Source organism: Micromonospora sp. bgisy143 (assembly GCF_057708145.1).
On record NZ_JBYIRN010000018.1, the window covers coordinates 31921 to 50961 of the forward strand.

The window sequence follows — 19041 nt, forward strand, 5'->3', positions numbered from 1 at the left end:
TGTCTCGCCGGGACCCGGGCATCCAGCGCCGCATGTACACGGTTGCGCAGCTGGTGGGCGGGGTGTGGGGCGCGGGCGGGTCGGGCGGCGAGCTGGTGGTGTGTGACCCGGCGGACGGCGAACGGGTCACCTGGGCGCCGATCGCCACGGCGGACGAGGTCGGGAAGGCGGCCCAGGCGGCACGCGAGACGGCCGGCGAGTGGGCCGCGACCGCGCCGGCCGAGCGGGCGGCGGCCCTGCACCGGGCCGCGGACGCGGTCGCCGCGATGACCGACGAGCTGGCGGCCGCGGTCACCGCCGAGATGGGCAAACCACTCGCGGACGCCCGGGGCGGCGTCGAGGCGGGCATTGGCACCCTGCGACAGTACGCGGAACTCGCGCCGCTGCGCGGCGGACGGACCTTGCAGGGCGCGACCGACGCGGTGGACTTCATGACTCCGCAGCCGCGCGGTGTGGTCGCCGCGATCACCCCGTGGAACGATCCGGTGGCGGTCTCGTGCGGGCTGCTCGGCGCGGCCCTGGTCACCGGGAACGTGGTGCTCTACAAGCCGAGCGAGCGGACGCCCGGAACGGGCTGGCTGCTGGCCCGGGCCCTGGACGAGGCGCTGCCGGCGGGCGTGTTGTCCCTGCTCACCGGCGGCCCGGAGGTCGGGGCGGCGTTGGCCGCACAGGACGTGGATGTGATCGCCCACGTCGGTTCCACCGCGACCGGGCGGAAGATCGCCGCCGCCGCGGCCGGCACCGGTGCGAAGGTGCTGCTGGAGAACGGCGGCAGCGACCCGCTCGTCGTCGACGCGGGTGTCGACCCCGAGTGGGCGGCGCAGCAGGCCGCGCTCGGCGCGTTCGCCAACGCCGGGCAGATCTGCGTCGCGGTGGAGCGGATCTACGTGCACCGCGACCTCGCCGACGACTTCGTGGCGGCGCTGGTACGCCGGGCCGACGCGTTGCGGGTCGGGTCGGGCCGCGATCCGGGCACCGAGTTGGGCCCGCTCGTCGACCGGCGGCACCGGGACCACGTGCACGGGCAGGTGACGGCGGCGGTGGCGGCCGGCGCGCGGGTACGCACCGGTGGGGAACTGCCGGACACGCCGGGCGCGTACTACCCGGCCACGGTGGTCGCGGACTGCCGGCACGACATGGCGCTGGTGCGCGAGGAGACGTTCGGTCCGGTCGCCCCGGTGGTGGTGGTCGACTCCTTCGACGAGGCGCTGACCTGCGCGGCCGACTCCCCGTACGGGTTGGCGGCCACAGTGCTGACCGCGTCGATGAGCCACGCGCAGCGGGCCTGGCGGGAGCTGCCGGTGGGCACCGTGAAGGTCAACTCGGTGTTCGGTGGTGCGCCGGGCGGGGCCGCGCATCCCCGCCGGGCCAGCGGGCAGGGCTTCGGCTACGGCCCCGAGCTGCTGGACGAGTTCACGGCCACCAAGGCCGTGCACATCGAGGCGCCCGGTGGCGGCCACTGGTGAGCAGGTCGGTGGTGAGCGGTACGGGGCGGCCGCAGGGGTGGCGCGTCCGCCCCGTACCACGCCGTGCGTGGGTCAGTCGCCGCGAGCCTTGCGGGTCGCCCGGTCGTTGGCCTTCTCGATGGCCGTGACCAGCTCCGACTTGGTCATGCTCGACCGACCCGGTACGTCCAGCTTGCGGGCCACCGACATGAGGTGGTCCTTGCTGGCATTGGCGTCCACCCCACCTGCGGTGGGGGCGCGCCGCTCGGGGCCGCCGCCGGCGGCCTGGCGGTCGCTCGGGCCCTTGCGCCCCTTCGGCTCCCAGTGGTCGCCCACCTTCTCGAACTGGTGCTTCACCGCCGCGAAGGCGGTACGGTGCGACCGCTCGCCCTCGCCGTAGGTCTCCACCGCCGAGTCGTGCGTCTTCTCCCAGGTGCGCTGCGCCTTGTCCGGGGAGCGTCGCAGCGTGCTGGGCATGTCCTCGCGCCCGGGCATCTCGTCCTCCTCCGCATCGACAGAGTCACTGTGTCCGTTCCCGGCGAGCGCGGCGGTAAACCCTAGCGGCGTCGGCGGGCCGCCGAGCGGGTTTGTCGATTTCCCGCCCTGGGTACCGGCCGGGCCAGGCCAGACCGGACGACCGGTCATCCGGTGGCCGGGGCACAGGGAGCGGGCATGACGACCACGGATCCCGGTACGACGCTCGCCGGCACGCGGTTCCCCCGCCGGATTCGCCAGTTGAGCTGGCGTACGTGGCGCGGGGTGCTGGTGCGCAGCGTGCAGAACTTCGTGAACGACAACTGCTCGGACTGGGCCGCCGCACTCACCTACTACGGGGTGCTGGCGCTCTTTCCGTCCGCCATCGTGGTGGTGGCCCTGGTGGGCCTGGTCTCGTCGGGCGAGCAGACCCTCGACACGGTCGTCGAGCTGGCCCGGCAGGTGGGCGCCGCTTCGGTGGTGACCGACGACGACGGCGGCGTGGTCGGGGTGATCCGCGCGGTGGTCGTCGAGCAGAGCAACGCGAAGGTGCTGCTGAGTTTCGGTCTGCTCGGCGCGCTCTGGTCCGCGTCGGGGTTCATCGGCGCGTTCACCCGCGCCTCGAACGCCATCTACGGGGTGACCGAGGGCCGACCGGTCTGGAAGCTGCGGCCGTTGCAGATCGGCCTGGCCGCGGTGACGCTGGTGCTGCTCGCGGTGGTCGCCCTCGCGCTGATCGTCAGCGGCCCCGTCACCGACGCGGTCGGTGACCTGATCAACGCCGGTGGCCTGGCGCGTACGGTGTGGAGCGTCGCGAAGTGGCCGGTACTCGCCCTGGTGATGATGGTGCTGCTGTCCCTGCTGTTCTGGATCGCCCCGAACGTGCGCCAACCCCGGTTCCGCTGGCTCACCCCCGGCGGCTTCGTGGCCCTGCTCTCCTGGGCGGTGGTCTCCTCCGGCTTCGGCTTCTACGTCGCGAACTTCGCCACCTACAAGACGACCTACGGCAGCCTGGGCGCGGCCATCGCGTTCCTGGTCTGGCTCTACCTGTCCAACAGCGCCCTGATGCTCGGCGTGCAGATCAACGCCGAGGTGCAGCGTGGCCGGCAGTTGCAGGCGGGCGAGAAGGATCCGGACGATCCGGTGCTACCGCCGCGTCGGGCGGCCGAGGACTGAATGGGCCTGGATGTCCGACCCGGGGGCCGGTTCGTGACCGGGTGCCGGTTTACCGGGCGGGGTGCCGGGTAGCGCAGAAGACATGGAGCGTGGCAACAGCAAGCACGGACCGAGGATCGACGAGCAGATGAGCCAGGAGGTCAGCGGCCTGGTCCAGGGGCCGGGCACCGGCGGCTCACGGGTCGACGAGGCCCGGGTGCCCGAGCCGGCCGGCGAGGACCAGCCGGAGACCACCACGGCCCCGGCGGGCGATCTGCGCACCGGCACCCCGCAGGGGATGAGTTCCACCGACGTGGAGCAGCGCAGCCGGCTCGGCCGGTTCATCTCGATGAGCGCGCTGCCCGGCGACCGGCTGGTGCTCATCGCCAGCGCCCGGGAGAACGAGGCGCCCGACGACATCGTGGCGGCGCTGGAACGGCTGCCCGAGGGCACTGAGTACCAGACCGTCTCCGAGGTGTGGGCCGCGCTCGGCCACAAGAACGAGACAACCCGCTGGTAGCGATCACCCCCGATCCGACCAGCAGCGGCGAAGGAGGAATTTTCCGATGAGTGGCGTTACCGAACACGTCGACGTTTCCGTACCCGTGCGCACCGCGTACGACCAGTGGACGCAGTTCGAGGAGTTCCCCCAGTTCATGGAGGGCGTGCAGGAGGTCCGGCAGGTCTCCGACACGATGACCCACTGGACGGTGGACATCGCCGGCGTGAAGCGCGAGTTCGACGCGGAGATCACCGAGCAGCTTCCCGACGAGCGGGTCGCGTGGCGATCGACCGAGGGCACCCAGCAGGCCGGCGTGGTGACCTTCCACCGGCTGGACGAGAGCAAGACCAGGGTCACCCTCCAGCTCGAGTTCGAGCCGCACGGCGTGGTCGAGCAGGCCGGCGACAAGCTCGGCATCGTGGACCGGCGGGCCAAGGGCGACCTGGAGCGGTTCAAGACGTTCATCGAGCGGCGCGGTCAGGAGACCGGCGCGTGGCGAGGCTCGGTGGACCGCCCGCAGCCGTGAGCGGGGCGTACCCGATTCGACGATGGCCGCCGGTGACCCGGCGGCCATCGTCGTCTGCCGGGTCTGTTTGCGATCATCGCGCCCGGGTACCGCTGATGTCATGACGGACGACAGGGTGTGGCGTGACGAGGAGCGGCTGCCGTTGGAGGAGTTGGAGCGCGCCGTGGCGGGTTCCAGCATCGACGGGCAGGCCGACGACGTGACCGGCAACGACGCCGGTGAGGAGGCCGCCTTCGGGCACGGGCCGGCGGCGGCCGACCGCGGCGGCGAGGTGCCGGGGCGGGAGCCGACGGACCCCGAGCGCGCCTACCGCCCGTCCACGACCGGTCGTACCGGACCGGACAACGGCTGATCCGCGCCGGGCCGCCCGGTCCGGCCGGCGTCCCCGGACGGCCGGCGGGCGCCCAGCTCGTAGAGCACGATCAGCGCCAGCGCGAGCACCACCAGCGCCGGGCCGAGCACCTCCACCGAGACGTTGCTGATCAGCACGCCGAGCCCGGCCGGGACGAGCGTCGCGCCCAGACCGGCGGCGCCGATCTGCAGTCCGATGGCCCGGTCCGCGTGCGCCGCGCCGACCCGCTCGGCGGTGGTGAGGGTGAGCAGCGGGAACACCGGCGCGGCGGCGAAACCGACCACGACCAGGCCGAGTACGGCCAGCACCGCCGACCCGGGGACCGCGATCAGCGCCGCGCCGACGGCCATGCCGGCCAGGCTCACCCGCAGCACCAACCGGGACCCGAGCCGTTCGGCCACCACCCCCTGCACCACCCGGCCGACGAACAGGCTCCCCCAGTACGCCGAGACGCAGCCGCCCGCCACCGCGGCGCTCAGCCCGCGACCCTCGCTGAGCAGCAGGAACGCCCACAGCCCGGCGGACACCTCGATGGCGACGTACAGCACGAAGGCCAGCGTCCCCGACCAGACGACCGGCAGCCGCAGCGTGGCCAGGATCGGCACCCGGACCGGCGACGGGCGGTCCGGTGTTTCCGCGTCCGCCTCCGGGGCGGAGTCGCGGCGTCGCCAGGCGCGTACGGTCAGCGCGAACGCGGTGGCGAGGGCGAGTTGGGCGGCGGCCACGATGCCGTACCCCCACCGCCACGCCAGCCCGGCGCTCAGCGCCGCCGTCATGATCAGTGGGCCGATCGCCACGCCCAGGCCGAAGAAGGCGTGCAGCCAGTTCATGTGGCGCGGGCCGAACGCGCCGGCGGCGTAGGCGTTGAGCCCGGAGTCGACCGCGCCGGAACCCAGCCCGAGCAGCAGCGCGCAGCCCACGATCACAGCCAGCCCGGGGCTCAGGGCGTATCCGGTCAGTGCCAGGCTGGCGAGCAGGGTGCTACCGGCGAGCAGCGCGCCCACGCCGATGCGGGCCAGCGTGAACCCGGCCAGCACGCTGGAGGTGAGGTAGCCGACGGTGCCCGCGGTGAGCAGCAACCCGACGGCCTCGGTCGGTACGCCGAAGTCCGCCCGGATCGACGGCCAGCCCACGCCGAGCAGTCCGTCCGGCAGGCCGAGGCTGACGAACGCGAGGTAGGCCAGCAGGAGCAGCGCGGCGCGGGGTGGTGGGGGCGAGGTGGACATGGGACAGCATCCTGCCGCAGCGCACCCTACCGCTGGCAGCGGCAGTCCGCCCGGCGCGACAAGAAGTGGTGTCCGGACGGTCGAGAAAGCGGACAGCTCAGTCAGAATCGGCCGATCGGGGGACGGCAAACGAGTTCGTTCGCGTAAGAATTTCGGGATGCATCAAGGCTCCGGAATCCTCTCCACGCGTCAGCGCCGCCTCGCCTGGCTCGGCTTTCTGCTCGCCGCGCTCCAGGCGCCCGTGTCAGCCAAGCTCGTCTCCGACGACTCGTGGCTGTTCAGCGTCTGCGTCGCGCTGATGGTGGCCACCGTGATCATCGCCGACGACGCCGCCCGTCGCCGGCCCGCCAACGCCACCGGCGAGTAGGGCGGCCGACCGCACCGTCGATCCGGCCCGGGTGTGCCGGTGGCACCTCCGGGCTAGTCCGGATAGGACGGGTCGATGACCATCTCCCGGATCTCGAGGATGCCGGGCCAGTACGGCGAGAGCGGGTCGGTACCGCGACGCAGCCAGAGGGTCGTGCCGTCGGCGGTTGTCGCGGTCTCGATGACGTGGTCGGCGTCCGCCTCGATGCGGCCGATCTCCACCGGCCCCAGGCCGAGCCTCTCCGCCTCGGCCCGCAGGTCATTGCCGGCGAGATACAACAGGGCAGCTCGGCCCGGGTCGACACCGACCGCCGGCGGCTCGACGCGGGCCAGCCACGGCTCCAACGCCTCCACCGTGCCGGCGAAGGTGGCTGCCGGGACGGCGACGAAAAGCCTCGCCACCACGTCGGTTTCGGCCGGCTCGATGTCCAGCGTGCGGTCGGGGGTGAGGTCGGTGCCGTGGGTCGCGCCCTCCCAACCCAACTCCTGGCTGGCCCGGTCGATCACCAGGCGGGTGGCCGGCGGGCCGGCCGGGGGTACCAGGGTCTCGGCGTAACGGACATTCGACGAGTAGACGAAGTCCCGCTCCCGCCAGCCGAAGCGGCGCAACAGCCCGGAGGCCAGGTCGTGCATGGCGCGTTCCTCGTTCACGGCGACGCGCCAGCCCGACAACAGCAGGTCCGCGCGCTCGATGTCGACGTCCATCCCGTCGGCGCCGAGCTCGTCGGCGAGCGGGGCGTACCGGCGCAGCGTCTCGGCGGTGCTCGTGGTTCCACGCTCCAGTCGGAGCATCGCCTTCATCGTGAACGGGGGCTTCCTGTCGTTCTTCGCCACGAACGCTCCTTGTGCATGATCGGACCCGGCCCAACGGGCCCCATCATTCACGTCGGCCGTTCCCCTGTCAGTCCGGGCGGGCCTCGTGCCCCGGCTGGCCCCGGGTACGGCGGCGCTCCTTCATCTCCGCCTCGTAGAGGTGCCGCCGCCCGCCCACCAACTCGTCGCGGGCCTGTTGGTCCAGCTCCCGGAACAGCGCGTAATAGCCGTCGTCGAAGTCCTCGACGATCTGGAACGTCCACCGGCCGGCGATCACGTTGCGGCCCCGCAGCTCGGTGTCGATCCGCTCGGCGATCCGGTGGTGCCCGGCAGCGCGGAACTGCTCGATCGCGTCGTCGAGCATCAGGTCGGCGTGCCCGATGAGCTGGTGCAGCGAGTAAAGGTGCCCGCGGGCCCGTTCCACGCACTCCACCGCCTCGCTGAGCTTGCCCAGGGCGGCGACCGTCTCGTCGCTCACCCCGGCCGGCCGCCGGTGCTGCTCGTCCGGCCCGTCCGCCCGCTGCCCCATCGGTGCTCCCGTGCTCTGTGCCATCGTGCGCCGTCGGGTACCTGGTGCCCCGTCTGTGCCGGATCAACCCTCGCGGCCAGCAGGGACTCGTCCGGTGGCACAACCCACAAGCGCCGAGCGGCCGAGGTCGGTCGATCACCGGTCGGTTAGCCTCGGTCACCATGCGTGTGTCGTTCAACCGGGCCGCCGCCCCGACCGCCGTCGACTCGGCGCGGTCCAGCCTGGCCGCCCTCACCGTCGCCGTGGGGACCGCCGGCCTCGCCGCCGCCGCCGCGCGTCCCGGGCTCCTGGCGCTGGTCGATCAGCACGCCGCCGCCGTACGGGACAGCCTGGACGGGGACCGACGGCCGTTGACCGCCGCGACGCTCGCCGGCTACGCCGAGGGGGTACGCGCCGCCGCCCTGGAGCACGGCTGGACGCCGCCGCGCGGGCCGGTGGACTGGAGCGCGCCGGAGTGGCCGCTGGCCCGCCTGGTCGCCGTCTGCGCGCTGGCCCGTTCGCTCGACCGTTCCTGAGCACACGGAGGGCGCCCACGCGCAGTGCGTGGACGCCCTCCCCCGGGCACGGTCGTACCCCGTTACGGGCGGTACTGCTGGGTCTGGTCGGCCGCACCGGACTGGTACGTGCCACGCCCCCCGGACATCGTCGACTGCTCGTCGACCCGGGGCATGGCCTGGGTCCGGTCGCCGCCACGGTCGGCCATCTGCCGCTCCATGTCGCCGCGTCCCGCCGCCGTGGCCCGCCGGTGCTCCTGCACCGCCTGGGCTTCCCGGGCGGCCCGGTCCAGCCAGCCGTCCCAGCGGTTCTGCATCGGCTTGACCAGGCCACCGCCGACGCCGACGATCAGGATGCCGGCGACCGTGGCAAGGACCGCGATCAGCACCGGAGTGGTGACCGTGGTGGCGATGCCCACCTGGTTGAGCGCGGCGATCACGCCCAGCGCGATGATGAAGATCGCCGTCAGGTCGGCCAGGACCTTGCCGTACGAGAGTCCGCCCAGCGCCCCGGTGACCAGATCCCGGACGGCGTTGGCGATGGCGGCCGCGATCACCACGATGACGATCGCGATGAACGCGCGCGGCAGCCAGGCCACCACGCCGCGGATCAGGTCACTGATCGCGTTGGGACCCCAGACGCCGAAGGCGAACTGCAGGGTGAACAGCAGAACGGCGTAGTACGCCAACCTGGCCAGGATGTCGCTGGCGTCGTACTTCGTTCTTTCGAGCGCCTTTTTGATGCCTCCGCGTTCGACCGCTTCGTCGAAGCGCACCCGTTCCAGCACCGCATCCACGATCTTGAGGACCGCTCTGGCGATGAGCCAGCCGACCACGAGGATGACGATGAAGGCCACTGCCTTCGGGATGAAGAGCAGCACCGACCTCCAGGTGTCGGCGATGGCGTCGCCGATGTCGGCCTGCCGCACCGCGAGGGTTTTCAGCATGATGTCCCTCCTGTCGCGTGGACTGCGCCGGGCGCATACCCGGCCACCGGTACGGCAGTCCGGGCGGCTCACTGCCATTTTTCCGACAAGTCGACAAACAGTGGCCCTGACCTGCCCGAACAGCTACCACCCGGGGGCTGTCGGCGACCCGCGCACATGATCGGATGCGGCTGAGCGACGTCCGGCTAGGCTGCGAACATGCCAGGAACGGTCGGGCGAGTCCCCACGCCAGCAATCCCGGTCCCCGGCGCACCCACCGGGCCCGGCGCGGCAGCCGTGCTCGCCCACGACTGGTCCGCCACGGCGCTCGGCCCACGCGAGGGGTGGGACCCGGCGGTCCAAGCCGTGGCGGGGCTGATCCTCGCCGCGCCGATGCCGATGGCGCTGGCGTACGGCGACGACCTGGTCCTGCTCTACAACGACGGGTACGCCGAGTTGCTGGGGAGCAAGCATCCGGCTGCCCTCGGTCGACCGGCCGCCGAGGTGCACGCCGATGTGTGGGACCTACCCGGTTTCGGTGACGCGATCGAGCGCGCCTACCGGCAGGGCGTGCCGTTCCTGGAAAAGGAGTCCACGCTCCCCCTGGTCCGGGAGAGCGGCGCTGCCGAACAGGTGGTCTTCACCCGGAGCCATTCGGCCGTCCGCGACAGCTCCGGGCAGATCGTCGGAATCCTGACGGTGGCCGCCGAAACCACCCACGTCACCGAGCAGTTGCAGAGTCTCAGCGAGGTGGCGGCCGCGCTCGCCGGCACCCTCACCCTCGACGACGTGGCCCGGGTCGCGCTGCGCCACACCATCGGAATGTTCGACGCCGACCGGGTGGCCTTCGTGGTCGACGAGGGTGGCGGCGGCTGGCGGATGGTCCGTCGGGTCCGCGGCGAGCTGATGGACGAGGCCGACGAGCGGCTGCCTCCGCTGTGGCGGCGGGCGCCGGCCGACTGGGAGGGTCCGGTCGCGCTGGCGGCCCGCTCGGGCGAGGCCGTGTTCACCCGCGACGGCCAGCCGCTGCGCGAGACCGCCGTGGACCGGCACGATCAGAAGATCCGTTCGATGGCCACGCTCCCGCTGGGCACGTCCGTGGTGCGGGGCGGGCTGACGGTCGGCTATCAGGGCCCGCACTTGTGGTCGGCCGCCGAACGGGCGCTGCTGGCCGCGGCGGCGGAGCTGATCGGCCAGGCAGCCGAGCGGGCGCGGCGGTTCGAGACCCAGCACGGCACCGCCCAGTTGCTGCAACGCAGCATGCTGCCCGAGCACCTGCCCGACCTGCCCCGGCTGCGGATCGCGGCCCGCTATGACCCGGGGGTGGACGGCAACGCGGCCGGCGGCGACTTCTACGACGCCTTCCTGCTGCCCACCGGCGCGCTCGGCGTGGTGCTGGGCGACGTCGCCGGGCACGACGTGCAGGCCGCGGCGCGGATGGGGCAGGTGCGGGCGGCCCTGCGCGCCCTCGCGCTGGCCGATCCGGCGCCGGACGCGGTACTGGCCGGTCTGGACCGGCTGGTCACCAGCCTCGGCGCGGAGGCCGGCAGCCACGAACTGTTCGTCACCGTGGCGTTCGGGGTGATCGACGCCGAGCGGCGGGAGCTGACCCTGGCCAGCGCCGGTCATCCCGCTCCCCTGATCCGCCGGTGCGCGCCCGACGGCCGCACGCACGCCGAGTACGTGCAGGTGCCGGCCGCTCCCCCGCTGGGGTTGGGCGGGCGACCGACCACCATCACCGTCGCCTTTCCGCCCGGCGACACCCTGCTGCTGTTCAGCGACGGGGTGGTGGAGCGGCGTCGGCAGAGCCTGAGCGCCGGGATGGACGCCCTCGGCGACGCGGTGGCCAAGGCCGGCACCAGCGACCCCCGCGCCCTCTGCGCGGTGGCCACCGCGGCGGTGTCCGGGGGTACCGAGGACGACGTGGCGGTGCTCGCGGTCGAGCACGCGCTCAAGCCCAGCCGGTCGGCGGCGATGGAGGTGCCGGCGGAGCCGACCGCGCCGAGCCGGGTCCGGCACTGGATGACCGGTCAGCTCATCGAGTGGCAGGTGCCCGAGTCGGTGATCGGCGCGGCGGTGCTGTGCACCAGCGAACTGACGACCAACGCGCTGCTGCACGCCGGCACGGCCGCCCGGGTGGAGATCGACCTCAGCCCCGAGCGGCTGCTGGTCTCGGTCGCCGATTCCGGTACCCGGGGCACCGTGACCCGGGCCCGTACCGACACGTTGAGCAGTCGCGGGCGCGGACTGGGTCTGATCGAGGAGTTGAGCGACGCCTGGGGCACCGATCCGTCGGTGCGCGGTTCGACGGTCTGGTTCGAGATCCTCGTCCCACCGGCCGAGCCGGGCTGAGTCGCCCGAACGCCACGCAGCCGGGGCGAGTCAGCCCACCGCCGGAGGGGTAGGAGTGCGGCCATGGCCAACGAACAACCCCAAGGGGTGCTCTTCGACGTCGACGGAACCCTTGTCGACACCACCTACCTGCACACCGTGAGCTGGTGGGAGGCGCTGCGCCAGATCGACCGGCCGGTGCCGATGGCGACCGTGCACCGCTCGATCGGCATGGGCTCGGACAAGCTGCTGGATCACCTGCTCGGCCCGGAGCGGGACCGCGACGAGGATCCGAAGCTGCGCGAGGCGCACGACACCCTCTACACCGAGTACTGGGAACGGCTGACACCCCTGCCTCGGGCGGCGGACCTGCTGCGCGCCTGCGCCGAGCGAGGGCTCCGGGTGGTGCTGGCCACCTCCGCCGCCGAGCACGAGGTCGGCGCGCTGCGCCGGGCGCTGAACGCGGACGACGTGGTGGACACCGTCACCTCGTCGGCCGACGCGAAGGAGAGCAAGCCCGCGCCGGACATCCTCGAGGCGGCGCTCGAGCAGTCCGGGCTGGCCGCCGAGCGGGTCGTCTTCGTCGGCGACTCGGTGTGGGACGTCGCGGCGGCCGGCAAGCTCGACATCCCGTGCGTCGGGTTGACCTGCGGCGGGACGAGCCGCGGCGAACTCGCCGGCGCCGGCGCGGTGGCGGTGTACGACGACCCGGCCGCGCTGCTCGCCGAGCTGGCCGACTCCCCACTCACCCGGCCGAGATGAGACCCACTCCGGTTCGCGCGGGCGGACACGCATAGCCGCGAGTCTTCCGGGGCATCTGTGGCCACCTGCCCGCACCGCGCGGGTGCGGCGAGAGGGTGGTGTTCGTGGAGCCGGTAGACGTGGCGTTCGCGTTGGTCGGAGTGGGCGCGCTGCTCGCGGGCATCCTGCCGAGGGTGTTGGAGCGCCGCCCGCTGTCCATGCCGATCGCGTTCCTCGCCCTCGGCATGCTGGTCTTCGTCCTCCCCATCGGACTGCCCACACCGGACCCGCTGGCCCATCCGGAGTTGGCCACCCACCTGACCGAGATCGGGGTGATCGTCGCCCTGATGGGTGCCGGGTTGAAGATCGACCGGCCGCTGAGCTGGGCCCGGTGGTCCTCCACCTGGCGGCTGCTGGCCATCGCGATGCCGGTGTGCATAGCGGCGGTGGCACTGCTCGGCTGGTGGTGGGCCGGCCTGGTGCCCGCCGCGGCGCTGCTGCTGGCCGCCGCGCTCGCGCCGACCGACCCGGTGCTCGCCGCCGACGTGCAGGTCGGCGAGCCGACCGACGTGGAGGACTCCGAGGACGAGGTCCGCTTCGCCCTGACCTCGGAGGCGGGCCTCAACGACGGGCTGGCGTTCCCGTTCGTCTACGCGGCCATCGCCATCGCCTCGACCAGCCTCGCCCCCCGGGAGTGGATGGCCGAATGGTTCACCGTGGACGTGCTCTGGAAGGTCGGCGTCGGGGTGGGCGGCGGCCTGCTCATCGGCTGGCTGCTCGGCAAGCTGTTCTTCCGGGCGCCCAGCGAGTTGCGGCTGGCCCGGCACGCCGAGGGTTTCCTGGCGCTGGCCGCCACGTTCCTGGCGTACGGGCTGGTGGAGGTGGCCGGCGGGTACGGCTTCCTGGCGGTGTTCGTGGCCGCGCGGGCCATCCGGGCCGCCGAGCGGACCCACGAGTTCCACTCGGTGCTGCACGACTTCGCCGAGCAGGTCGAACGGTTGCTCACCCTGGTGCTGTTGCTGCTGCTCGGCGGCGCGATCGTGGGCGGCCTGCTCGCCCCGCTGACCTGGCCGGCGGCGGCCGTCGGGTTGGCGCTGGTCTTCCTGATCCGGCCGGCGGTCGGCTGGTTGTCGCTGCGCGGCGCGCCGGGTCGTCCGGCGGAGCACTGGGTGATCTCGCTGTTCGGCATCCGCGGCGTGGGCTCGTTCTACTACCTGGCGTACGCCACCACGAAGGCGGACTTCCCGCAGGCGGAACTGCTGTGGGCCACGGTCGGTCTGGTGGTGCTCGTGTCCGTGGTGGTGCACGGCGTCGCGGCGACCCCGGTGATGCAGTTGCTGGACCGCGAGGGTGAGCGGACCGCCGACCCGTCCGAGCGCGAGCCGCAGCCGGTGGCCGCCGCCGGGCACTGACGAGCGTGCCGGTACTCCTCAGCCGAGGCGGGCGGCGAGCGCGCGACCGAGGTCTCGGCCGGAGCGCCAGGCGCTCTGCACACGGGGGGTGCCGAACGCGTCGCCGGCCAGGCCGATCCCGTCCGCGTCGAGGTGGTGGGTGACCTCGGTGGGTTCGCCGGTCGGCTTGGCGTACGTCCAGCGGTGCACGTGCACGTCGGCGGCCTCGTCGGGCAGCCCGAGAAGGTCCCGGACGGCCTGTTCGATCGCCGGACCGGCGGCGGAGGGCTGGGCCAGGTGCCCGGCGGCGAACTCCGGCACGGTGTGCGCGACCAGCACCGGCGCGTCGTCGCCGCGCCGGTCGCCGTCGTCGCAGATCAGGCTGAGCACCGGATGGTCGTTGACGAACGCGCCCCGGAAGGTCGGCCAGCGCCGGGCCGGAAAGCGCAGCACCGCGGAGAGCGTCGGCGACCAGGTCTGCGCCTGCACGATGCGGGTGGCGTCGGCCAGGGCCGGATCGAGCAGCAGGGCCGCCTGCGGTCCCGGCATGGCCAGGGCGACCGCCGCGTACGCCTCGCCGTCGACCGTCGGCCCGGGTTCCACGGCGAGCACCAACCGGTCCACGGTCACCGGCACCGGACGGGCCAGGTGCTCGACGAGCGACCGCAGCCCGCGTGGGGCGGCGTACCGCAGCGGGCCGGGCACCTCGTGCCGGCCGTTCGTGTCGTACGCCCAGAAGGTGTCGGTCCACTCGCGGACCAGACCGGCGGTCCGCCACTCGTCGACGACGGCGGCGAAGTCCGGGTCGCCGGCGGTGAAGTACGCGGCGCCGATGTCGGCGGGCCGGCCGTCGAAGCGTTTGCTGGCCATCCGGCCGCCGCTGACGTGCCCCCGTTCGCGGACCTGCACGGGCACCCCGGCGCGGTTCAGCTCCACGGCGCACGCCACCCCGGCGATGCCCGACCCGACCACCAGCACACCTGAGGAGTTCACGCTCACCCGATGATCGTAGGGGCATGAACCGGCAACGATCGGGGTACTGGCACACCTGTTCGAAGAAAGGGTGATGAGGATGACGGACCGTAGCAACGACCAGGCCGACCCACGCGGCGCGATCAAGGACCCGGACGAGTGGGTCACCGGCGACGAGCCGCCCACGGCGGCCCAGGAGTCGTACCTGGCCACGTTGGCCCGGGAGGCGGACGCGACGCTGCCGGACGACCTGACCAAGGCCGAGGCTTCCAAGCGGATCGACGAGCTCCAGGCCGAGACGGGTCGCGGCCAGTAGCTAGCGCCGGGGCAGGGTGTGCAGGCGTACGGAGGTAAGGCTCCCCCGGGTCGTCTCGGCCTCCAGGTAGGTGGCGTACGGCTGGGATCGACGGTCGGTGGGCGACCCGGGGTTGAGCAGGCGCAGCCCGGTGGGGGCCACGGTGTCCCAGGGGATGTGCGAGTGCCCGAAGACCAGCAGGTCGACGTCGGGGAAGCGGGCCGCGCACCGCGCTTCCCGGCCGGTACGCGGACCCGTCTCGTGCACCACGGCGACCCGTAGCCCGTCGAGGTCGACGCGGGCCACCTCGGGCAGCCGGGCGCGCAACTCCGGCCCGTCGTTGTTGCCGTACACGCCGACGAGCCGCCGCGCGCGGGCGGTCATCGCGTCGAGCAGCGACTCGTCGACCCAGTCGCCGGCGTGCAGCACGACGTCGGCCGCCTCGATCGCCGTCCACAACTGCTCCGGGAGGCCCGGGCCCGCTTCGGCAGATGCGTGTCCGCCGTGAGCACCAGTCTCATGCCGGCATCATTCCCCGGTACGGGGGTGACGTGCTCAGCGGGGCGCCGGGGTGAAGAAGGCGGGCGGCATGCCCAGACTGCGCAGCGCCGAGTCCTCCTCGACGTCGGAGAGCACACCGGCCGCGTTGATCAGACCGATGTGCGAGAAGGCCTGGGGAAAGTTGCCCAACTGTTCCCCGGTCTGCGGGTCGATCTGCTCGGCGAAGAGTCCCAGATCGTTGAGCCGGCCGAGCAGCGTCTCGAACAACTCGTGCGCCCGGTCCCGCTCGCCGGCCAGTGCCAGGCAGCAGACCAGCCAGAACGAGCAGATGAGGAACCCCGCCGGGTCGCCGTCCCAGCGTCGCAGCAGGCCGTCGTGCGACAGCTTGCTCTCCACCGCGCGGATCGTCGAGCGCATCCGCTCGTCGTCGGCCGGCAGGAACCCCACAAGTGGCATCACGAGCACCGACGCGTCCAGGTCGTCGGACTCATAACTTCCGGTGTACGCCCCGACGCGCTCGTTCCAGCCGCGTTCGAGCACCTCGGCACGGACCTTGTCGCGGGCGTCCGCCCAGCGGGCCACGTCCTGCGGGTCCCCCAGCCGTTCGCCGAAACGGACCGCCCGGTCCAGCGCCGACCAGCAGTGCACCTTCGAGGAGACGTGGTGGCGTTCGATCCCGCGTTCCTCCCACATTCCGGCGTCCGGCAGCGGCCAGTCCCGGGCCGCCTTGTCGGCGAGGGAGCGCAGCAGGTGGTAGACGTCCGGCTCCAACGGCTCCAGCCGGTCGCGCATCAGCCAGGCCGCGTCCATCGCCTCACCGAAGATGTCGGTCTGCCGCTGCCGCCACGCGTCGTTCCCGATCATCACGGGCGGGCTGTCGCGGTAGCCGGCGAGTTGGTCGAGGCGGTGTTCGGTGAGGTCCCGCTCGCCCAGCACCCCGTACATGATGGGTACCGGCTCCTCGTCGATCCGACCCATGGCCCGTCCCATCCAGGCGAACTGCCGCTGCACCTCGTCGAAGCACGCGGTCCGCCACAGCGCCCGCAGGGTCAGGCTGAAGTCGCGTACCCAGACGTAGCGGTAGTCGTAGTTCCGGTCCCCGCCGAGCTTCTCCGGCAGCGAGGTCGTCACCGCGGCGACCACCGCGCCGCTGGGCCGGTACGTCATGCCCTGCACCACCAGCGCGCTGCGCCGTACGTGCTCGGCGTAGATGCCGTGGTACTCGTGCTTGCGGACCCAGGAGCGCCAGCCCTCGGCGGTGTCGGCGATGGTCCGGTCGGCGTCGGGCACCTGCGGCCGGGGCGAGTCGTAGGTCGGGGCGTACCCGAGGGTGAAGTTGTGGGTCGTGCCGGCGCGGACGGTGAACGTCGCGGCGGCCTCGCCGTCGCCGCAGGTCAGCCGCACCGTCCCGACCAGGGCGAGCCGGCTGGCCCCGCCGACCGCCTCCAGGGCGCCGTCCCGCTCGACGAGAAACGGCGTGGTACGGCCGTACTCGAACCGGGGTCGGTAGTGGACCCGCATCGGCACCTCGCCGGCGAGCCCCCGCACACTGCGGACCAGCACCTGCGGCGAGCGGTAGCCGATGTCGTGCTCGCGCGCACCCGGCTCCAGGGCGAGCGCGTCGGTCACCTCCACCTCGCCCTGCGCGGTGCGGAAGACGGTCCGCAGCACCAGAGTGTCGTCGAGGTAGTGGCGTTCGACCGTGTAGTCGTCGGTCTCCGGCCGGATCGACCAGTGCCCGGCGTCCTCGCCGAGCAGCCGCGCGAACACCGACGGGGCGTCGAACCGGCCGGGGCACCACCAGTTCACCGACCCGGCGTGGTCCACCAGCGCCGCGCTGCGGCCGTCCGCGAGAAACCCGTGGTCGCTGATCTTTGCGGTCTGCACCCGACTGCCTACCCGGGCCGTCCGCGCGCATGCCTCCCCGCGCCGCGGCACCCACCTGCCGCCCCGGCGTTACCGCTCGGCACTGGTGGGAAACCGGGCGGCTGACGAGGGAGGATGCTCATGACCTCAGCTTCGGGGCCGACCGCCGCCTGGCGGCCCGGCGCATCCAGCGGTGACGTGCTTCCGTCCGGCCCGGCCGGCCGCCCGGCCACGCCCGGCGCGGACGGGCACGGGCCGGAGGGCGGCCCGCCCACCGTGACGATCGGCTCGTATCCCGACTATCCGTCCGCGCAGAAGGTGGTCGACTACCTGGCGGACAACCGCTTCCCGGTGGAGCACACCGCCATCGTCGGTACGAACCTGACGCTTGTCGAGACGGTGCTCGGACGGATGACGACGGGCCGCGCGGCCCTGCTCGGCGCCGGGACCGGCGCCTGGTTCGGGCTCTTCATCGGCCTGCTGTTCGGCATCTTCACGGTCGGCAACTGGCTGGCGGTGATCCTGGTCGGGTTGGTCATCGGCGCGATCTGGGGTGCCGTGTTCGGGGCGGTCGCGCACGCCATGACCGGCGGGCAGCGCGACTTCACCTCGGCCAGTTCGCTGCGCGCGGGCCAGTACGCGGTAACTGTCGACGCGCAGCTAGCCGACCAGGCAAGGCAACTCCTGGCCCGAATGCACATGCCCAACTCCCGCTGACCGCGCGCCGCCACCCCGCGCCGCCGCGCCGCCGCCACCCCGCCGCCGCCGCCGATCTTGCACTTTCTGCGGTACCAAACTGGTTCAGAACGGTGCATTTCACCAACCGAAAGTGCAAGATCGGCGCGCGCCGGGGGGCGGCGTGGGGCCGTTGAGGGCTCAGTAGTTGGTTTTGGCGACCTCGCGGCGGCAGGCTTGGGCGAGGCTCATGTCCTTCTCGACGTCGCCCGGGTCGTCGGGTGATCCCCGGTAGCCGTAGCTCGACCCGTCGGGCGACAGCTCGACGTCGACGCCCTTGGCCTTCAGGCACCTGACGACGGCGTAGGTGAAATCGCGGGCCTTCGGGTTGGTGGGGTCCTCCTCCCAGGGCGGGAGCGGGTTCAGGGGCTCGCACGCCTTGTTGGCGGCCTCCCGGGCGGCGTCACTGAGAGGCGGCTTGCGTTTCTGCCGGATCGCGATGACGTCGAGGCCGTGCTCCTTGAGGCAGTCGTCGTAGGGCTTCCGCTTGGCGGCCCGGTCCGCGTCGGTGTCGTCGAGGCGGAAACGCGGCGCCTCCGCGGTCGGCGGCGTGCTCCGCGACGGCGGCGCGGCGGTCGCCGTCTGGAGGGTGGCGACGTCGGGCTGCCCTGCCCCGGTCTCCGCCCCGCCGGAGTCGCATCCGGCGGTCACCGTCGCGATGACGGCGGCGCACACCAGTAGCGCCGTGCGATGCCTCGCCATGCTGTCCTCTTTCCAGTCGTGTGACCGATTCGGCCCCACCCTGGCGCAGGCATGTCAGGAAGCTGTCAGCTCGGTGTTCGTAACCGGTTCTGCTGCTCGCGGGTCACTCGTGGTACGCCAGTTCACCGGCGCGCAACGGCACCTCGACGCGGTTCTCCGGTGGCGCGAGCGGGCACGCCCAGCGGTCGTCGTACGCGCAGCTCGGGTTGTAGAGGTAGTTCGCGTCCAGCCGGACCCGGTCGCCCGGCAGCAGTTCGACACCTCGGCCGAAGGTGCCCTTCACCGTGTCGGTGAGGTAGCGGCCCCCGCCGTACGTGTCGCCTCCGCAGGTGCCGTCGCGCAGCGGCACGAACAGCCCACCCCCGTACGCCTCGATCCACCAGAGGGTGAGCGGACCCCAGGTCGTCTCGGCCACCGCCACCCGCCGGTAGTTCACCACTCCGTCCGGGCCGCCGGTGTCGATGCTCAGCTCCCCGCTGGCCGGCCGCAGGGGTGCCTCGACGACGGCCGCCGGGTTGGGTGGGAAGTAGCGCACGCCCCGGAAGGCGGGCCGCTCGTCGGGCGGGATGGGGCTCTGGGGGTGGGTGGCGAAAAGGTCGTCGCGGCCGGCGCGGAAGCCGGCCAGGTCGACGTCGGAGAGGTACAGCCGGGCCACCCGCTCCCGCCAGTCGGCCAACTCAAGATCCTGCACACACCGAG

The 19041-nt window shown here is 72.7% G+C and carries 21 protein-coding genes and 1 pseudogene; 12 read left to right on the forward strand and 10 right to left on the reverse strand.

Features of this window, described 5'->3' with window-relative positions:
• The first annotated feature begins 32 nt into the window (after window positions 1-32).
• Window positions 33-1466, forward strand: a complete 1434-nt coding sequence (locus AC3EN4_RS20700; RefSeq protein WP_435207397.1) for an aldehyde dehydrogenase family protein — start codon at window positions 33-35, stop codon at window positions 1464-1466.
• 72 nt (window positions 1467-1538) lie between these two features.
• Here the strand turns inward: AC3EN4_RS20700 and AC3EN4_RS20705 are convergent, their stop codons facing one another.
• A complete protein-coding gene (locus AC3EN4_RS20705) occupies window positions 1539-1940 on the reverse strand; it encodes a ChaB family protein (RefSeq protein WP_421475737.1) in 402 nt (133 codons plus the stop codon).
• Window positions 1941-2117: 177 nt separating this feature from the next.
• On the opposite strand from AC3EN4_RS20705, the gene AC3EN4_RS20710 reads away from it, so the two are divergent.
• The 4 genes from AC3EN4_RS20710 (at window position 2118) to AC3EN4_RS20725 (ending at window position 4454) form a co-directional block, all read left to right on the forward strand.
• A complete protein-coding gene (locus AC3EN4_RS20710; protein WP_435207398.1) occupies window positions 2118-3095 on the forward strand; it encodes a YihY/virulence factor BrkB family protein in 978 nt (325 codons plus the stop codon).
• A gap of 82 nt (window positions 3096-3177) precedes the next feature.
• Window positions 3178-3594, forward strand: coding sequence for a DUF2795 domain-containing protein (locus AC3EN4_RS20715; protein ID WP_435207399.1), 417 nt, complete (start codon window positions 3178-3180; stop codon window positions 3592-3594).
• Between the two features lie 46 nt (window positions 3595-3640).
• Window positions 3641-4102: an SRPBCC family protein gene (locus tag AC3EN4_RS20720; protein WP_422739471.1), complete on the forward strand. Its 462-nt coding sequence runs from the start codon at window positions 3641-3643 to the stop codon at window positions 4100-4102.
• 100 nt (window positions 4103-4202) lie between these two features.
• A complete protein-coding gene (locus AC3EN4_RS20725) occupies window positions 4203-4454 on the forward strand; it encodes a hypothetical protein (RefSeq protein ID WP_422739470.1) in 252 nt (83 codons plus the stop codon).
• On the opposite strand, the gene AC3EN4_RS20730 is transcribed toward AC3EN4_RS20725, so the two are convergent.
• Window positions 4409-5680 (reverse strand): MFS transporter, encoded by a 1272-nt coding sequence (locus AC3EN4_RS20730; protein ID WP_435207400.1) that lies wholly within the window; start codon window positions 5678-5680, stop codon window positions 4409-4411. The two genes, AC3EN4_RS20725 and AC3EN4_RS20730, sit on opposite strands and share 46 nt — an antisense overlap.
• A gap of 157 nt (window positions 5681-5837) precedes the next feature.
• Here AC3EN4_RS20730 and AC3EN4_RS20735 point away from each other — a divergent pair, with 157 nt between their 5' ends.
• On the forward strand, window positions 5838-6047 hold the full coding sequence (locus tag AC3EN4_RS20735) for a hypothetical protein (RefSeq protein ID WP_435207401.1): 210 nt from the start codon (window positions 5838-5840) through the stop codon (window positions 6045-6047).
• A 53-nt stretch (window positions 6048-6100) separates the two neighbouring features.
• Here the strand turns inward: AC3EN4_RS20735 and AC3EN4_RS20740 are convergent, their stop codons facing one another.
• Both AC3EN4_RS20740 and AC3EN4_RS20745 read right to left on the reverse strand, forming a co-directional pair.
• Window positions 6101-6880: a hypothetical protein gene (locus AC3EN4_RS20740; RefSeq protein ID WP_435207402.1), complete on the reverse strand. Its 780-nt coding sequence runs from the start codon at window positions 6878-6880 to the stop codon at window positions 6101-6103.
• A 67-nt stretch (window positions 6881-6947) separates the two neighbouring features.
• Window positions 6948-7388 (reverse strand): hypothetical protein, encoded by a 441-nt coding sequence (locus AC3EN4_RS20745; RefSeq protein ID WP_435207403.1) that lies wholly within the window; start codon window positions 7386-7388, stop codon window positions 6948-6950.
• A 161-nt stretch (window positions 7389-7549) separates the two neighbouring features.
• On the opposite strand from AC3EN4_RS20745, the gene AC3EN4_RS20750 reads away from it, so the two are divergent.
• Entirely contained in the window at window positions 7550-7903 is a 354-nt protein-coding gene (locus tag AC3EN4_RS20750; RefSeq protein ID WP_435207404.1) for a DUF6401 family natural product biosynthesis protein, read from the forward strand.
• A gap of 62 nt (window positions 7904-7965) precedes the next feature.
• On the opposite strand, the gene AC3EN4_RS20755 is transcribed toward AC3EN4_RS20750, so the two are convergent.
• The gene (locus AC3EN4_RS20755; protein ID WP_435207405.1) at window positions 7966-8829 is read right to left on the reverse strand and encodes a mechanosensitive ion channel family protein; all 864 of its coding nucleotides are present in this window, start codon (window positions 8827-8829) and stop codon (window positions 7966-7968) included.
• A 198-nt stretch (window positions 8830-9027) separates the two neighbouring features.
• On the opposite strand from AC3EN4_RS20755, the gene AC3EN4_RS20760 reads away from it, so the two are divergent.
• From AC3EN4_RS20760 to AC3EN4_RS20770, 3 genes are all read left to right on the forward strand, one after another.
• Window positions 9028-11160, forward strand: a complete 2133-nt coding sequence (locus AC3EN4_RS20760; protein WP_435207406.1) for an ATP-binding SpoIIE family protein phosphatase — start codon at window positions 9028-9030, stop codon at window positions 11158-11160.
• A 63-nt stretch (window positions 11161-11223) separates the two neighbouring features.
• The gene (locus tag AC3EN4_RS20765; RefSeq protein ID WP_435207407.1) at window positions 11224-11901 is read left to right on the forward strand and encodes an HAD family hydrolase; all 678 of its coding nucleotides are present in this window, start codon (window positions 11224-11226) and stop codon (window positions 11899-11901) included.
• A gap of 104 nt (window positions 11902-12005) precedes the next feature.
• On the forward strand, window positions 12006-13292 hold the full coding sequence (locus tag AC3EN4_RS20770; protein WP_435207408.1) for a cation:proton antiporter domain-containing protein: 1287 nt from the start codon (window positions 12006-12008) through the stop codon (window positions 13290-13292).
• An 18-nt stretch (window positions 13293-13310) separates the two neighbouring features.
• Here the strand turns inward: AC3EN4_RS20770 and AC3EN4_RS20775 are convergent, their stop codons facing one another.
• Window positions 13311-14249: an NAD(P)/FAD-dependent oxidoreductase gene (locus AC3EN4_RS20775; RefSeq protein WP_435207484.1), complete on the reverse strand. Its 939-nt coding sequence runs from the start codon at window positions 14247-14249 to the stop codon at window positions 13311-13313.
• 94 nt (window positions 14250-14343) lie between these two features.
• On the opposite strand from AC3EN4_RS20775, the gene AC3EN4_RS20780 reads away from it, so the two are divergent.
• Window positions 14344-14559: a DUF3072 domain-containing protein gene (locus AC3EN4_RS20780; protein ID WP_357119772.1), complete on the forward strand. Its 216-nt coding sequence runs from the start codon at window positions 14344-14346 to the stop codon at window positions 14557-14559.
• Here the strand turns inward: AC3EN4_RS20780 and AC3EN4_RS20785 are convergent.
• Window positions 14560-15059 (reverse strand): annotated as a pseudogene (locus tag AC3EN4_RS20785) (metallophosphoesterase family protein).
• A 34-nt stretch (window positions 15060-15093) separates the two neighbouring features.
• The gene (locus AC3EN4_RS20790) at window positions 15094-16926 is read right to left on the reverse strand and encodes a glycoside hydrolase family 15 protein (protein ID WP_435207409.1); all 1833 of its coding nucleotides are present in this window, start codon (window positions 16924-16926) and stop codon (window positions 15094-15096) included.
• Window positions 16927-17046: 120 nt separating this feature from the next.
• On the opposite strand from AC3EN4_RS20790, the gene AC3EN4_RS20795 reads away from it, so the two are divergent.
• On the forward strand, window positions 17047-17622 hold the full coding sequence (locus tag AC3EN4_RS20795) for a YflT domain-containing protein (protein WP_435207410.1): 576 nt from the start codon (window positions 17047-17049) through the stop codon (window positions 17620-17622).
• A gap of 159 nt (window positions 17623-17781) precedes the next feature.
• On the opposite strand, the gene AC3EN4_RS20800 is transcribed toward AC3EN4_RS20795, so the two are convergent.
• Window positions 17782-18342, reverse strand: a complete 561-nt coding sequence (locus AC3EN4_RS20800) for a hypothetical protein (protein ID WP_435207411.1) — start codon at window positions 18340-18342, stop codon at window positions 17782-17784.
• A 103-nt stretch (window positions 18343-18445) separates the two neighbouring features.
• The gene (locus tag AC3EN4_RS20805) at window positions 18446-19033 is read right to left on the reverse strand and encodes a DUF1684 domain-containing protein (RefSeq protein WP_435207412.1); all 588 of its coding nucleotides are present in this window, start codon (window positions 19031-19033) and stop codon (window positions 18446-18448) included.
• Window positions 19034-19041 lie beyond the last annotated feature (8 nt).